The sequence below is a fragment of the Streptomyces sp. NPDC047061 genome (genome assembly GCF_040643955.1).
Lineage (GTDB): Bacteria > Actinomycetota > Actinomycetes > Streptomycetales > Streptomycetaceae > Streptomyces.
Window position 1 is genome coordinate 30,121 of sequence record NZ_JBEYVI010000060.1, and the last position, 15,035, is coordinate 45,155.

Below are 15,035 nucleotides of genomic sequence, written 5' to 3' on the forward strand. Positions count from 1 at the left end.
CTCTACTGCAAGGAGGCACGGGTGCCGCTGCTGACCCGTATCAGGGGACCGCGCGATCTGGACCGGCTCAGCCCCGAGGAGCTGGTCCAGCTGGCAGAGGAGATCCGGAGCTTCCTCGTGGAAGCGGTCTCCAAGACCGGCGGACACCTCGGTCCCAACCTGGGCGTGGTCGAGCTCACCATCGCCCTGCACCGCGTCTTCGACTCCCCGAAGGACAAGGTGCTGTGGGACACCGGCCACCAGTCCTACGTGCACAAGCTGCTCACCGGCCGGCAGGACTTCTCGAAGCTGAAGCAGAAGGGCGGCCTGTCCGGCTACCCCTCGCAGGCCGAGTCCGAGCACGACGTCATCGAGAACAGCCACGCCTCCACGGTGCTCGGCTGGGCCGACGGCATCGCCAAGGGCAACCAGCTCCGCAACCGCGGCAGCCACGTCGTCGCCGTGATCGGTGACGGCGCCCTCACCGGCGGTATGGCCTGGGAGGCGCTGAACAACATCGCCGACGCCAAGGACCGCCCGCTGGTCATCGTCGTCAACGACAACGAGCGGTCGTACGCCCCGACCATCGGCGGCCTCGCCAACCACCTGGCCACCCTGCGCACCACTGACGGGTACGAGCGTTTCCTGGCCCGGGGCAAGGACCTGCTGGAGCGCACGCCGGTCGTCGGCAGGCCGCTCTACGACACCCTGCACGGCGCCAAGAAGGGGCTGAAGGACTTCATCGCCCCGCAGGGCATGTTCGAGGACCTGGGCCTCAAGTACGTCGGCCCGATCGACGGCCACGACATGGAGGCGCTGGAGTCGGCCCTCGCCCGCGCGAAACGGTTCGGCGGCCCGGTGATCGTGCACTGCCTCACCGAGAAGGGCCGCGGCTACCAGCCCGCTCTCCAGGACGAGGCCGACCGCTTCCACGGCATCGGCCCCATCCACCCCGACACCGGCCTGCCGGTCAAGGCCTCCGGCGCCGACTGGACCTCCGTCTTCGGCGACGAGATGGTGAAGCTCGGCAAGGAGCGCGAGGACATCGTCGCCATCACGGCGGCCATGCTCCAGCCGGTCGGCCTGAAGAAGTTCGCGGACACCTTCCCGGACCGCATCTACGACGTCGGCATCGCCGAGCAGCACGGCGCGGTCTCCGCGGCGGGCCTCGCCACGGCCGGCCTGCATCCCGTGTTCGCCGTGTACGCCACCTTCCTCAACCGCGCCTTCGACCAGGTCCTGATGGACGTGGCCCTGCACAAGTGCGGGGTGACCTTCGTCCTGGACCGGGCCGGCGTCACCGGCACCGACGGCGCCTCCCACAACGGCATGTGGGACATGTCGATCCTCCAGGTCGTCCCCGGCCTCAGGCTCGCCGCCCCGCGCGACGCCGACCAGGTCCGCGCCCAGCTCCGCGAGGCCGTCGAGGTCGACGACGCCCCGACGGTCGTCCGCTTCTCCAAGGGCGCGGTCGGCCCCGCCGTCGCCGCCGTCGGCAGGATCGGCGGCATGGACGTGCTGCGCGAGCCCGGCACCGACACCCCGGACGTGCTCCTGGTCTCCGTGGGCGCCCTCGCCCCCATGTGCCTGGAGATCGCCGGCCTCCTCGACAAGCAGGGCATCTCGACGACCGTGGTCGACCCGCGCTGGGTCAAACCGGTCGACGAGGCCATGGCCCCGCTGGCCGAACGCCACCAGGTCGTCGTCACGGTGGAGGACAACATCCGCGTCGGCGGCGTGGGCTCCGCCGTCGCCCAGGCCCTGCGTGACGCGGGCGTGGACGTACCGCTGCGCGACTTCGGCATCCCGCCGCGCTTCCTGGACCACGCGTCCAGGGCCGAGGTGATGGCGGAGATCGGCCTGACGGCCCCGGACATCGCCCGCCAGGTCACCGGTCTGGTCGCAAAGCTGGACGGCACGACGGAGGTCGACTCGGTGGAGCCCGCGAGGGATTGAAGGGATTGAATGTGAGGCGCCCCAGCTGGAGCGCCCCGTAAGGGGCGCGGGGAACTGCGCGACCAGCCCCCCACCGGGCCCGCACCCCCCGACGAAACCCGCACCACCCCAATGGGTCGGTTTCACCACACTTCCAAGTGGCGAAACCGACCCATCTGCGTGACCCTGCCCTTGCCGGGGCATACGCACCCCCGGCCCTCTCGATCATGTCGAGGACGACAAACGTGGGAGGTAGGCACGTGAGCAGTACCCTCTTCAGGACCAAGAACGTCGAACAGTCCATCAAGGACACCGAGGAACCGGAGCACGCGCTCAGGAAATCCCTGTCGGCCCTGGACCTCACGGTCTTCGGCGTGGGTGTCATCATCGGCACCGGCATCTTCGTCCTGACCGGCACGGCCGCCAAGAACACCGCGGGCCCCGCCGTGGCACTGTCCTTCGTCGTGGCCGGCGTCGTCTGCGGCCTCGCCGCGCTCTGCTACGCCGAGTTCGCCTCCACCGTCCCGGTCGCCGGTTCGGCGTACACCTTCTCGTACGCCTCGCTGGGCGAGTTCCCCGCCTGGATCATCGGCTGGGACCTGGTCCTTGAGCTGGCGCTGGGCACGGCGGTGGTCGCGGTCGGCTGGTCGGGGTACATCCACTCACTGCTCGACAACGCCGGCTGGCACCTCCCCGAGTCCCTCAGCGGCCGCGACGGCGCCCACGGCTTCGGCTTCGACATCCTCGCCGCCGCCCTGGTCCTCGTCCTCACCGCGATCCTCGTCGTCGGCATGAAGCTCTCCGCCCGGGTCACCTCGGTCGTCGTCGCCATCAAGGTCGCCGTCGTCCTGGTCGTCATCATCGCCGGCGCCTTCTTCATCCACAGCGGCAACTACAGCCCCTTCATCCCGCCGAAGCAGCCCGTGCCGGCCGGCGGCAACCTCAAGGCACCCCTCATTCAGCTGATGTTCGGCTGGGCCCCCTCCAACTTCGGCGTGATGGGCATCTTCACCGCCGCCTCCGTCGTCTTCTTCGCCTTCATCGGCTTCGACGTCGTCGCCACCGCCGCCGAGGAGACCCGCAACCCCCAGCGGGACGTGCCCCGCGGCATCATCGGCTCCCTGATCATCTGCACCGCGCTGTACGTCGCCGTGGCCGTCGTGGTGACCGGCATGCAGAAGTACAGCGAGCTCTCCGTGGACGCCCCGCTGGCCGACGCGTTCAAGGCCACCGGGCACCCCTGGTTCGCCGGCCTGATCAGCTTCGGCGCGGCCGTCGGCCTGACCACCGTGTGCATGATCCTGCTGCTCGGCCAGTCCCGGGTGTTCTTCGCGATGAGCCGGGACGGGCTGCTGCCCCGGTTCTTCTCGCACACCCACCCGAAGTTCCGCACCCCGTACCGGCCGACCATCCTGCTCGGCGTCGTCATCGCGATCGTCGCCGGCTTCACCAGCCTCAGTGAACTCGCCGAACTGGTGAACATCGGCACGCTCTTCGCCTTCATCGTCGTCGCGATCAGCGTCGTCATCCTGCGCAACACCCGGCCCGACCTGGAGCGGTCCTTCCGCACCCCGTGGGTACCGGTGCTGCCGATCGTGTCCGTGCTGGCCTCGCTGTGGCTGATGCTCAACCTGCCCGCCGAGACCTGGCTGCGGTTCGCCATCTGGATGGTCATCGGCTTCGTCGTCTACTTCCTCTACGGCCGTACGCACAGCCGCCTCGCCCAGGCCGAGCGGGCTCCTGCCGACGCTCCGTGAGCGACAGGCTCGCCGCTCCGGCCCCGTATGTCCCGTCCGGGTGGGACTGCGGGGCCGGATAGCGTGCTCCCCATGCTTCTCGTGCCCCTCGCCCCACCACGGTCCGTAGTCGCAGGGAAGGGGTACTGGACGCGGCTGCTGCCCCTGCTCGCCGTACTGGCCTGCGTGACCCGGGTGCCGTCCTTCCTCCGGCCGCTGTGGAACCCGGACGAGGGCTATCTCGCCGTACAGGCCCGCCTGCTGGCGCGCGGCGGGCAGCTGTACGAGACGGTCGTGGACCGCAAGCCGCCGCTGCTGCCGTGGCTGTACGAGGGGACGTTCGCGGTCTTCGGGTCCGGGTCGCTCGCGCCGCTCCGGGTCCTCGCCGTACTGGCCCAGCTGGCCACCGCCGTCCTGCTCGCGTCGATCGCCCGGCGGCGCTGGGGAGACCGGGCGGGCCGCACCGCCGGGGCGCTGTACCTGCTGGTCTCGGTCGGGCTCAACCCCGAGGACGCGCAGGCGGCCACCTTCGAGGTGTTCATGCTGCCGTGCACGGCCGCCGCGATGTGGTGTGCCGACCGCCGCCGCTGGGGAGCGGCCGGTGCCGCCGTCGCCTGCGCCTTCCTCACCAAACAGACCGGCGGTGCGGTCCTGCTGCCGGTGCTCTACCTGCTCCACCGGTACGGCGGCCCGCGCGCGGGCCTGCTCCGACTGGCGGCCGGCGCCGCCCTGCCTGTGCTGGGCGTGGCCCTGGCTACCGACCCGGCAGGGTTCGCCTTCTGGACGGTCACCGGCTCCGGCGCCTACGCCTCCTTCACGGGCTCGGAACTCCACGTCCTGGCCCGGGCGTTGACCAATATCGCGATCCTCGGTGCGGCCTCGGCGGGCCTGCTCCCGCCCATCGTGCGGGCGTTGCGCATCGCCCGCACCGGCGCCGTCGACCTGTGGCTGTGGCTGGCCGCGTCGGCGGTCGCCGTCACCCTCGGCTTCCACTTCTTCGGCCACTACTTCCTGCAACTCACCCCGCCCCTCGCGCTGCTGGCCACGGCCGCGCTGCAGATCCTGCCCCGGGAACGGAATCCGGCCGCGGTCCTCGCCTCGGCCTGCGCCTGCGCGCTGTTCCTGACCTGGGGCGTCCTGGCCCCCCGGCCCGAACTCGCGCACGCCCAGCGGCTGGCTCTCACCCTCGACCGCCGTACCGCGCCCGGCGACCGGGTCCTGGTCTGGGGCATACACCCGGAGACGTACTGGCTCGCCGACCGCACCCCCGCCACCCGCTACCTCACCGCCGGCCTTCTCACCAACTTCAGCGGCGGCAGGGACGGTCCGCAGGTCGGCGAGAAGTACGCCGTCGAGGGCACCTGGCCGGTCTTCCGCGCGGAGCTGGCCGACCGGGCACCGGCCCTGGTGATCGACGACTCCCGGGGCAAGCCGTACGGCCCCGACCACGTCCCCAGCCTGCGCAGGCTGCTCGCAGCCGACTACGAACAGGCAGGCGAGGTGGACGGCGCGGTGCTGTATGTGAGGGCGCCGAGCGCCCCGTAAGGGGCGCGGGGAACTGCGCGACCAGCCACGACGGCGCCGCAGTCGACACTCGGCATGTCGTGGCACGTCACGGCGCTTCCAGCGGAGCGCCTAGTGCAGCGCGCTCGGCCCGATCACCTCGGCGCCCAACTCCGTCACCCGGCCGCGCAGTTCACGGTCGGCGGTGACGACGAGGCGGGGCCGGCCGGGGTCCTCGGCGGCCAGCTCCACGATCCGGTCGTCGCCGCTGCCGGGCGCCGATTCCACCCGTACCCCGGGCACCGAGGCCACCCCGCGGGCCGCGCCCTCGACGACGAGGACCAGCTCCACCGGTGTCGGCCTGCCTGGCAGCCCCCGCTCGGCCAGCCGGTCGCGCAGCCGCTCGGCGGCCCCCTTGCGGTCCCGCCACCAGCCGTCCGGCCGTGACCCGACGACGTTCGCGCCGTCGACGATCACCAGCAGGGGAGCTTCGTCTTCCATGCCCCAAGCCTCGCACGCCCGGGGCCCCGGCACTGCCGCGAACGGCCCCGCTTAGAGTGAAGCGGTGAACGGCGACTGGCTCCTCCGCGGCCGCGACGGCCGGCTCAGTGTCCATCTGCCGTCGGGCGACGCCGTGCTGTGCCGGGCCGAGCGCGGCCCCGGCGGCCCCTGGGGCTCCCCGCGGAGGATGGGCGGCGACCAGCGGCTGCACCCCGGCTTCTCGGTCGGGCACGGAGCCGACGGATACGCCCACCTGGTCGCCTGGCGGCCCACCGTGAACGGCGAGTCGGGTCTCGTCCACTCCACGCACTACCGGCCTCATCTGGCTGCCCTGGACTGGCAGTCGATCGGCCACCCGAGCAAGAGGGGCGACGTCACCGGTACCCCGGCCGTCGCGGTGGACGCGCAGGGCCGCGCCCATGTCTTCGTCCGCAACCGGGGGCGCGGGGTGGGCATGGTCGCCCAGAAGGCGAAGGGCGGCTGGGAGCCGTGGCGGGACCTGAAGGGGCGGCTGGTCGAGGACGGGCTCGCGGCGGTGACCGGTGAGTCGGGGCGGGTCGAGGTGTACGCGGCCGTGCCCGGCGGGATCGTGCACTGGCGTCAGGAGGCGGCCGGTAAGCCGCCCGTGCTCCTGGAGGCCCTGGAGACCCCGGTCAGGCCGGGCACCCTCACCGCTCTCGCCACCTCCCCGGAGAGCACGACCCTCTACTACACCGACGAGTCCGGCGACCTCTGCGCCTGGCGTCCGGGCGGCAAGCCGTACACCCTGCTGCCCTCCGCCGGACCCGGCCCGGTGGCCGCGGTCCGCTGCGAACTCGACGGGCACGACTGCACCCTGCTCGCCCAGCGCTCGGCGAGCGGCCGGGTGGCCTTCGCGGCGTATCCGACCGAGGACGAGCAGGCGGGCGCCTGGTGGACCGAGTCCGGCCCGCAGCTGCCCGCGGACGCGACGGTCGCCCTGACCACGGACGAGGAGGGCCGGGTGACCGCGGCGAGCCTGTCCCCGTCCACCGGCCAGCTCCTCCTCACCCGCCGCAAGGACGAGCCGGGGCTGGCGCTGCAGGCCTGGCAGGAGGTCTGAGACGTACTCCGGGCCGTCACGAACGGTGTGCGTGCGCCATGATGACCACCGTGGAAAACCAGACACTCATCGACACCTGGCAGCGTCTGCTCACCGGCTCCGGCAAGTCCTGGGTGCTGTTCGAGCACGGCACCTGCGTGGTACTCGAACACCCCACCGGTGACATCGCCGAGCAGGCCGTCGGTATCCTCCGCGAGTTCGGCCCCATGCATGTCGCCACCGCGGCGGGTGACTTCCGTGTGCTCGAACTCAACCAGGGCGAGGGCTGGCTGGTGACGAGCCACCATCCGGACGTCGTCACCTTCGTGCCGCGCGACGATCCCGAGGACCCGTCCCACCTGGCCGTCGGCATCCTGGGCCGCTCCCGCCGCGACCTCGACGGCACGGAACTGGGAGTCGTACACGTGGAGGCGGCCCCGCCCGCCTGAAGCGGGTGCGGCTGGTGCGTCCCCCGGCACGCCGATGCCCGGCACACCAGCCGGTGTGCCGGGCATCGGGTCCGTACGGATGCGGTTACGCCGGGACGCTCGCCACGCCCGGGGCCAGGAACTTCTTGCCGTTCACGCGCTCCGAGACGCCCTCGCGGTCCAGGTACGGCGTGATGCCGCCCAGGTGGAAGGGCCAGCCGGCGCCCGTGATCAGGCAGAGGTCGATGTCCTGCGCCTCGGCGACGACACCCTCGTCGAGCATGAGCCCGATCTCCTGGGCGACGGCGTCCAGGACGCGGTCCCGGACCTGCTCCTCGGAGAGGACCACGTCACCCTGCTTGAGCAGCGCGGCGACCTCGGGGTCCAGCTCCGGCTTCCCGCTGTCGTACACGTAGAAGCCGCGCTTGCCCGCCTTGACGACGGCCGCGAGGTTCGGGGAGACCGTGAAGCGGTCCGGGAAGGCCCGGTTGAGGGTCTCCGAGACGTGCAGGCCGATGGCCGGACCGACCAGCTCCAGGAGGACGAGGGGAGACATCGGCAGGCCCAGGGGCTCCACCGCCTTCTCCGCGACCTCCACCGGGGTGCCCTCGTCGATGACGTTCTGGATCTCGCCCATGAAGCGGGTGAGGATGCGGTTCACGACGAACGCGGGGGCGTCCTTGACCAGAACCGCGGTCTTCTTCAGCTTCTTGGCGACGGCGAAGGCCGTGGCCAGCGAGGCGTCGTCGGTCTGCTCGCCGCGGACGATCTCCAGGAGCGGCAGGATCGCGACCGGGTTGAAGAAGTGGAAGCCCACGACCCGCTCGGGGTTCTTGAGTTTCGACGCCATCTCCGTCACCGAGAGGGAGGAGGTGTTCGTCGCCAGGATCGCGTGCGCCGGGGCGACCGCCTCGACCTCCGCGAACACCTGCTGCTTGACGCCGATCTCCTCGAAGACCGCCTCGATGATGAAGTCGGCGTCGGAGAAGCCCTCGGCCTTGTCCAGGACACCCGTCACCAGCGCCTTGAGACGGTTGGCCTTGTCCTGGTTGATCCGGCCCTTGCCGAGCAGCTTGTCGATCTCGGCGTGGACGTAGCCCACACCCTTGTCGACGCGCTCCTGGTCGATGTCGGTCAGCACGACCGGCACCTCCAGGCGGCGCAGGAACAGCAGCGCGAGCTGCGAGGCCATGAGGCCCGCACCCACGACGCCCACCTTGGTGACCGGACGCGCCAGGTTCTTGTCGGGCGCACCCGCCGGACGCTTGCCGCGCTTCTGCACCAGGTTGAACGCGTAGATGCCGGCGCGCAGTTCGCCGCCCATGATCAGGTCGGCGAGGGCCAGGTCCTCGGCGTCGTAGCCCTGCTGGAGGTCGCCGTTCTTGGCGGCGGCGATGATGTCCAGGGCGCGGTAGGCGGCCGGGGCGGCGCCGTGCACCTTGGAGTCGGCGATGAAGCGGCCGCGCGCGACGGCCTGGTCCCAGGCCTCGCCGCGGTCGATCACCGGGCGCTCGACCTCGATGTCGCCCTTCAGCACCTGGGCGGTCCAGATCAGCGACTGCTCCAGGAAGTCGGCACCCTCGAAGAGGGCGTCGGCGATGCCGAGGTCGAAGACCTGCTGCCCCTTGAGCTGCTTGTTCTGGTTGAGGCTGTTCTCGATGATGACCGAGACGGCCTTGTCGGCGCCGATCAGGTTCGGCAGCAGCGCGCAGCCGCCCCAGCCCGGGACCAGACCGAGGAAGACCTCGGGCAGGGAGAACGCCGGGATGGCCTTGGACACGGTCCGGTACGTGCAGTGCAGACCGACCTCGACGCCACCGCCCATGGCGGCACCGTTGTAGTACGCGAAGGTCGGCACCGCGAGGCCCGCGAGGCGCTTGAAGACCTCGTGGCCGCCCTTGCCGATGGCCAGCGCGTGCTCGTGCTCCTTGAGCAGCTCGACGCCCTTGAGGTCGGCGCCGACCGCGAAGATGAACGGCTTGCCGGTGATGCCGATACCGACGATCGTGCCCTCGGCGGCCTCCTTCTCGACCTGGTCGACGGCGGTGTTGAGGTTCGCCAGCGAGGCCGGGCCGAAGGTGGTCGGCTTGGTGTGGTCCAGGCCGTTGTCCAGGGTGATCAGCGCGAAGCGGCCGGCCCCGGACGGCAGGTCGAAGTGGCGCACGTGCGCCGACGTGACGACCTCGTCGGGGAACAGGTCCGAGGCCTGCTTCAGAAGCTCGGCGGTGGTGCTCACTTGTCCCCCTCGAAGTGCGGGTTCTCCCAGATGACCGTCGCGCCCATGCCGAAGCCGACGCACATGGTGGTCAGGCCGTAGCGGACGTTCGGCTGCTCCTCGAACTGGCGGGCCAGCTGCGTCATCAGACGCACACCCGAGGAGGCCAGCGGGTGACCGAAGGCGATCGCGCCGCCGTACTGGTTGACGCGCTCGTCGTCGTCCGCGATGCCGTAGTGCTCCAGGAAGGCCAGCACCTGCACGGCGAAGGCCTCGTTGATCTCGAAGAGACCGATGTCGGAGATCGACAGACCCGCCTGCGCGAGGGCCTTCTCCGTGGCCGGGATCGGGCCGTAGCCCATGACCTCCGGCTCGACACCCGCGAAGGAGTACGCCACGAGACGCATCTTCACCGGCAGGTTGTTCTCGCGGGCGAAGTCCTCGGACGCGATGAGCGAGGCGGTCGCACCGTCGTTGAGACCGGCCGCGTTACCCGCGGTGACCCGGCCGTGCACACGGAACGGCGTCTTGAGACCGGTGAGGTTCTCCAGCGTCGTGCCCGGGCGCATCGGCTCGTCGGCCGTCACGAGACCCCAACCGGTCTCGCCGCCCTCGGGGTTGGTGCGACGCACCGAGATCGGCACCAGGTCGGCCTGGATCTTGCCGTTGGCGTACGCCTTGGCGGCCTTCTCCTGGGAGCGCACGGCGTACTCGTCCGCGCGCTGCTTGGTGATCGTCGGGTAGCGGTCGTGCAGGTTCTCCGCGGTCATGCCCATGAACAGCGCCGACTCGTCCACCAGCTTCTCGCTGACGAACCGCGGGTTCGGGTCCACGCCCTCGCCCATCGGGTGGCGGCCCATGTGCTCGACACCGCCGGCGATGGCGACGTCGTACGCGCCGAAGGCGACGGAACCGGCGACCGTGGTGACGGCGGTCAGGGCGCCGGCGCACATGCGGTCGATGGAGTAGCCGGGCACGGAGGTCGGCAGGCCCGCGAGAATGCCCGCGGTACGGCCGATGGTCAGACCCTGGTCACCGATCTGCGTGGTCGCGGCGATGGCGACCTCGTCGATCTTCTTGGTGTCCAGCCCGGGGTTGCGGCGCAGCAGCTCCCGGATCGCCTTCACGACGAGGTCGTCGGCGCGGGTCTCGTGGTAGATGCCCTTCGGGCCCGCCTTGCCGAACGGGGTACGGACGCCGTCGACGAAGACGACATCCCTGACGGTACGAGGCACGATTGGCTCTCCTCCAGGGTGCGGGATGGCACTGCTGCGATGCGCTGAGCGCGCGCTCAGGCCCCATGCTACTTATGAGTAACGTGGCTGCCCAGTCCTGGCGGGTGGAGCGGCGAACGTCACATGGAAAGGCGCCTGCGCGGAGGCGCCCCACGGCGCATCACCGGGGCGGCGCACGGACGCCGCGGAGACGGCTCGGTCCGCGACGTGCCCAGTTCGAAGATGCGGGTGTTGCCCGTCAACAGCCGCCGGGTGCGGGCGGGGTGGGACCGAGGCGCGGGTGACGAGAGCACGGGGGCTCCTCTCGGGTGGTGGTGTACGCAGGCGGACGGGCGTCGGGTCATGAACGGTCCCGGAAGAACGGGACGGCGGGAGCGGGCCAGGGGTCCGGCACACCCGAGGCCCGGTGACAGCCGGTCGTCGGACGCGGTGCCTCGTCGGCCCGTGCCATGACGGGCGCCGCGATCGCGCAGATCAGCAGCGGCCCGCGGCGGGCCGTGTCGCCGTCGCCGTACGCGAGCCTGGTGGTGGCCGGGCCGCACACCACGCCGAGCGCGTCCAGCACCCGGGCCGTGTAGCGCGTGAGGGCGGGTGCCGGCGGGCCGTCCGGCGCGTACGGACCGGCAGGGCCGGCGGGACCGGCGGGAACGTCCGCCTGCAGGCCGGTGACGAGGTGCTCGGGCCGTCCGTCCGGGCCCGGGCGGGTGACGGTGTCGACCGTGTACCGGTGGCGACCGGGCAGCTCGCTGAGCACCAGGTGCGGGCTTGCGGAGTGCTGGGCGGTCGCGTGCCACAGCGCCGGCCAGGCCGCGCCGATCTGGCGTTCGTCCGCGCATTCCACCGCGTCGACCGGGGTTCCGACGGCCGCCGGGGCGAGCAGGTAGCGGGCCGCCGGGTGCGACCGTGCCCAGGTCACGGCGTCGGCCGGACGCGCGGTGCGGATGCCGCGCAGCGCCGGGATCCCCAGCCGGGACAGCCGGGCCGCCTGGGCACCGCGGTCGTACCTCAGCTCCGAGGACACCGGATCGGCTCCGGGCAGTCCGAGGTGCCAGGCGATCCGCTCGGCCAGCTCGACCCCCTCGGCGCCGCCCGCGACGACGGCGGTCACCCCCAGCGCCCGCAGCGCCTTGACCGTCTGCCGCAGCCCCCGGTGTACGACCCTGTCGCCGTACCCGACGGGCGGTGGCGCGTTCCGGTACGCCGGCGGGCGCAGCCGGTGCTCCGGGAGGACGGCCACGGTCCGCAGGCCCTGCCGCTCGAAGGCCCACTGATACGGGCCCCCGCCGTCGTACGGGGCGACCACCGCCACGGCGCCGATGGGACCGGCCCGCAGTGCGGCCGCGACGGCGGAGGACGAGGGGAGGGTGGTCATGGCGGCGGGCTCCCGAGCGGGTGGCGGCTGGCTGCTGGACGGGGTCAGCGGGTGTCGGCGGGTGCGCAGCCGGGGTTCGGCTCGCCGCTCGGCCGGTGAAAGTGTCTGAAAGGGCACTGCCGCGCCGTGCCCGGTGGCGGTGCCGACCGCCAGCCCAGGTGTTCGCCGGACACATGTGAACGGCCGCGTGCGTGCACAGAGACTCCCCTCGGTGAGGCGGGGGCCGACGGTCCTCGATCGGGCGTGTGCCATGACGCCCGCTCCATGCGCCCCCGTGCATGGGCTGGGCAGTGGTCCGGATGGTGTTTCCGGCCCCTGGGTCACCAGGTCTTGTTCGGACCGAATGGTCTCTTGTGCTCCGTCCCTCGTCTGTTGCGGCAGAACAGCACGCTGGTCCCCCAACTGCAGGGCTTTTCCCCGGATTCGGGCGACAATCCCCTGCCTGGGCGGTCGGCCGGACGCTCAGGGCAACCGGTATGTCCCGCCCCGAAGGAGGGATGTCCGTGTTGCCCGGATGGCGCCTGCGCCAGAAGGGACCGATCGGTCTGTTCTGTCAGGCGCCCAGTCTGGAACCCTGGCCCGATCACGTCAAGCGAGCGTCGGTCGCAGGTGGTGTCCGGGGTGGCGGGTGGCGGGGCCGGTCAGTGCCGACAAGGGGCAGGGGTCCTTACGTGTCACCACTGCCGCGTATGGTCACGAACAATGACTCAAGCCCCTCGCCCGGTCCGATCTTCGAGGTAATATCAGGGGGCTGAATTGGCGCGTACGCGGTTATCCCGGACAAATCATGTTCAGTCGCGAATCCGTGAACCTGTGAACCCGTGAGCGGGTCTCGAAGGCGAGATCGAATGAGTAATCCGCGCAGACCGCGACGTCAGCAACAGCGTGCGATCGACACGAGGCAGCGCATTCTCGACGCCGCCGGTGCGCTCTTCGTGGTGGACAGCTACGAAGGGGCGTCGGTCGGTGACCTCATCACCGCCGCACGGACCAGCAAAGGAGCCTTTTACCGGCATTTCCCGGGCGGAAAGGTCGAAGTGGCGACGGCCATCATGCGGGACACGCTGTCCATGGACGGTCTGCGGGCGCAGCGGATCATGCTCCAGGAAGTGGTCGACATCGGGATGATCCTCGCTTACCGGATCTCCCGCGAGAACGCCCTGCAGGCCGCTTTGAAACTGTCGTTCCACAGTAATGCGCCGGAGACCTATGGCACCCCGTGGCCGGACTGGATCGCTTTCAACGCGGGACAGCTTTCCGAAGCGCGGCGACGCGGCGAGCTGAAACAGTTCGTCGACGTGGAGCAGCAGGCCTACCAAATCGCGGGCGACTGGGCCGGAGCGGTGCTCATCTCGGACATCGTCGACCGGCACCTGGGAAATGTCGAGGCACGGATCTCACGCATGTACCGCAATCTGGCGACCGCGATCGCGGTCCCGGACCTCCTGCCCGAGATCGACTTCTCCGTGAACCGGGGCAGACATCTCTACACCGCGTTCCTCGAAGACCCGGCCGGTCACGCCGACGCGACCGGTCCGGAACCGGCGCGGGACGAACCGGCCGGAGCAGGCCCGGTCTGAGTGCGGGGGCCGGGCGCCGGATGCCGGATGCCGGATGCCGGGCGTCGGCCGCGCCGTCCGCCTAGGCGGACAGCGCCGCCACCAGCACCGGCGTCACCTGGTCCACCTGCCAGGGCCGCGCGCCGTACCCCACCAGCGCGGTCCCCACGGTCTCCGCGTCGACCACCTTCGGGGGCTCCCAGCAGAGCCTGCGCACGGTGTCCGGCGCGATCAGGTTCTCCTGCGGCATGGTGAGCCGCTCGGCCAGCTCGGAGACGGCGGCCCGGGCCGCCGACAGGCGAGCCGCCGCGGCGGGGTCCTTGTCGGCCCACGCCCGGGGCGGCGGCGGCCCCGTCACCGGCTGCCCCGGCTGCGGCAGCGCGGTGTCCGGCAGCGCCTTGGCGCGGTCCACCGCCGCCTGCCACTGCTCCAGCTGCCGCCGCCCCATCCGGTGGCCGTAGCCGTTCAGCCCCGCGAGGGCGTGCACGTTGACCGGCAGTGCCAGCGCCGCCTCCACGATGGCCGTGTCGCCGAGCACCTTGCCCGGCGACACGTCGCGCTTCTGCGCGATCCGGTCCCGGGTCTCCCACAGCTCCCGCACCACCGCCAGCTGCCGGCGCCGGCGCACCTTGTGCATCCCGGACGTCCGGCGCCAGGGGTCCTTTCTCGGCTCGGCCGGCGGTGCCGCCGCGATGGCGTCGAACTCCTGCCGCGCCCACTCCAGCTTCCCCTGCCGGTCCAGCTCCTTCTCCAGGGCGTCCCGCAGGTCGACGAGCAGCTCGACGTCCAGCGCCGCGTACCGCAGCCAGGGCTCGGGCAGCGGCCGGGTCGACCAGTCGACGGCGGAGTGGCCCTTTTCGAGCACGAAGCCGAGGACGCCCTCGACCATCGCGCCCAGCCCGACCCGAGGGAACCCGGCGAGCCGCCCGGCCAGCTCGGTGTCGAAGAGGCTGCTGGGCGTCATGCCTATCTCGCGCAGGCAGGGCAGGTCCTGGGTGGCCGCGTGCAGCACCCACTCGACGCCGGCCAGCGACTCGCCGAGGCCCGACAGGTCGGGGCAGGCGACGGGGTCGATCAGCGCGGTCCCGGCGCCCTCGCGACGCAGCTGGACGAGGTAGGCGCGCTGGCCGTAGCGGTAGCCGGAGGCGCGCTCGGCGTCGACGGCGACGGGGCCGGAGCCGGCGGCGAAGGCGGCGATCACGCGGGCCAGTGCGGCCTCGTCCACGACCACCGGCGGAATGCCCTCACGGGGCTCCAGCAAAGGGATCGGCGCCTCCGTCACAGAAGATCCGGCGTCGTCCGGAGGGGTGCCCCCGGTGGTGCGCAGTGAACTGTCTGCTGCGGTGTCTTGGGCGTCGGTCACATGTCAAGGGTATCTGTGTGTGGACGGCGCCCGTCGACGGAACGTTCCGTCGACGGGCGGGGGCGGGTGGGGAAACAATCGGGGGGCGGGTATCTACAAAGCCCCCACGGGGGCGGCGCGGGTTCTTAAAGAAGGCGGGCCAGCGGGCG

At 71.5% G+C, this 15,035-nt stretch carries 11 protein-coding genes; 6 read left to right on the plus strand and 5 right to left on the minus strand.

What is annotated here, in order from left to right; all coding sequences use genetic code 11:
* The first annotated feature begins 21 nt into the window (after positions 1 to 21).
* The 3 genes from dxs to ABZ887_RS46580 all read left to right on the plus strand — a co-directional run bounded on the left by dxs (position 22) and on the right by ABZ887_RS46580 (position 5,195).
* On the plus strand, positions 22 to 1,935 hold the full coding sequence (gene dxs, locus ABZ887_RS46570) for a 1-deoxy-D-xylulose-5-phosphate synthase (RefSeq protein WP_361304937.1): 1,914 nt from the start codon (positions 22 to 24) through the stop codon (positions 1,933 to 1,935).
* Between the two features lie 239 nt (positions 1,936 to 2,174).
* The gene (locus tag ABZ887_RS46575; protein ID WP_361304939.1) at positions 2,175 to 3,671 is read left to right on the plus strand and encodes an amino acid permease; all 1,497 of its coding nucleotides are present in this window, start codon (positions 2,175 to 2,177) and stop codon (positions 3,669 to 3,671) included.
* A gap of 72 nt (positions 3,672 to 3,743) precedes the next feature.
* The gene (locus ABZ887_RS46580; RefSeq protein WP_361304941.1) at positions 3,744 to 5,195 is read left to right on the plus strand and encodes a glycosyltransferase family 39 protein; all 1,452 of its coding nucleotides are present in this window, start codon (positions 3,744 to 3,746) and stop codon (positions 5,193 to 5,195) included.
* A 90-nt stretch (positions 5,196 to 5,285) separates the two neighbouring features.
* Here the strand turns inward: ABZ887_RS46580 and ABZ887_RS46585 are convergent, their stop codons facing one another.
* Complete coding sequence (locus ABZ887_RS46585; RefSeq protein ID WP_361304943.1) at positions 5,286 to 5,654, minus strand: NTP pyrophosphohydrolase; 369 nt, start codon at positions 5,652 to 5,654, stop codon at positions 5,286 to 5,288.
* 64 nt (positions 5,655 to 5,718) lie between these two features.
* Here ABZ887_RS46585 and ABZ887_RS46590 point away from each other — a divergent pair, with 64 nt between their 5' ends.
* Entirely contained in the window at positions 5,719 to 6,735 is a 1,017-nt protein-coding gene (locus ABZ887_RS46590) for a hypothetical protein (RefSeq protein ID WP_361304945.1), read from the plus strand.
* Between the two features lie 41 nt (positions 6,736 to 6,776).
* Positions 6,777 to 7,163, plus strand: coding sequence for a hypothetical protein (locus ABZ887_RS46595; protein WP_361304959.1), 387 nt, complete (start codon positions 6,777 to 6,779; stop codon positions 7,161 to 7,163).
* Between the two features lie 85 nt (positions 7,164 to 7,248).
* Here ABZ887_RS46595 and ABZ887_RS46600 read toward each other — a convergent pair whose 3' ends face one another.
* From ABZ887_RS46600 to ABZ887_RS46610, 3 genes are all read right to left on the minus strand, one after another.
* Positions 7,249 to 9,378, minus strand: a complete 2,130-nt coding sequence (locus ABZ887_RS46600) for a 3-hydroxyacyl-CoA dehydrogenase NAD-binding domain-containing protein (protein WP_361304947.1) — start codon at positions 9,376 to 9,378, stop codon at positions 7,249 to 7,251.
* On the minus strand, positions 9,375 to 10,592 hold the full coding sequence (locus ABZ887_RS46605; RefSeq protein ID WP_361304949.1) for an acetyl-CoA C-acyltransferase: 1,218 nt from the start codon (positions 10,590 to 10,592) through the stop codon (positions 9,375 to 9,377). Before ABZ887_RS46605 ends, ABZ887_RS46600 begins: the two co-directional genes overlap by 4 nt.
* Positions 10,593 to 10,932: 340 nt before the next feature.
* Positions 10,933 to 11,964, minus strand: coding sequence for a hypothetical protein (locus tag ABZ887_RS46610; RefSeq protein WP_361304951.1), 1,032 nt, complete (start codon positions 11,962 to 11,964; stop codon positions 10,933 to 10,935).
* Between the two features lie 848 nt (positions 11,965 to 12,812).
* Between ABZ887_RS46610 and ABZ887_RS46615 the strand changes: the two genes are divergently transcribed.
* A complete protein-coding gene (locus ABZ887_RS46615) occupies positions 12,813 to 13,544 on the plus strand; it encodes a TetR/AcrR family transcriptional regulator (RefSeq protein ID WP_361304953.1) in 732 nt (243 codons plus the stop codon).
* Positions 13,545 to 13,605: 61 nt separating this feature from the next.
* Here the strand turns inward: ABZ887_RS46615 and ABZ887_RS46620 are convergent, their stop codons facing one another.
* A complete protein-coding gene (locus ABZ887_RS46620; RefSeq protein WP_361304955.1) occupies positions 13,606 to 14,886 on the minus strand; it encodes a ribonuclease D in 1,281 nt (426 codons plus the stop codon).
* Positions 14,887 to 15,035 lie beyond the last annotated feature (149 nt).